The 459-nt window shown below is 73.9% G+C and carries 1 protein-coding gene; it reads right to left on the bottom strand.

Features of this window, described 5'->3' with window-relative positions; translation table 11 throughout:
• Nucleotides 1-95: 95 nt before the first annotated feature.
• Nucleotides 96-459, bottom strand: a 364-nt coding sequence (locus tag ACU8YC_RS27210; RefSeq protein ID WP_446896289.1) for a dihydrofolate reductase family protein, incomplete at its 5' end; no start/stop codon positions are given.

The following is a 459-nucleotide window of genomic DNA, read 5'->3' on the forward strand; positions in this document are numbered from 1 at the left end:
CAACTGGCGCGTCGACACCCTGCCGACCGGCGCCTTCCCGCATTTCGAGCGGCCGGAGGCGGTCGCGGCCGGCTACGACGCGTTCCTGGCGAGCATCATTCGCCTGCCGGCGGCTCGACCGGCGTGATCCGGTAGCGGAGCCACACGACGCCGTCGGACAGGCGCCCGCAGGCCGTCAGGTCGAGCTTGCGGCGGCTGCCCATCGTGTCCGCCTCCTCGCCGCCGATGTCGAACACCGCCGGCGTCCCGCTCAGGCCATCGACCGCGGGCACGAGGAGCAGGCTCAGCTCGTCGATGAGCCCGGCCTTCAGCATCGACCCGTTGATGTGGCCGCCGCCCTCGACGAGGAGCCGCTCGATCCCGAACAGGGCGCGCAGCTTCGCGGCCGCCAGGGGGAAGTCGACCGCCCGGTCGCCCGCGAACAGGTAGGACTGGCCGCCCGCCCGCAGCGCGCGCAGG

Source organism: Citrobacter sp. VF227 (assembly GCF_052950715.1).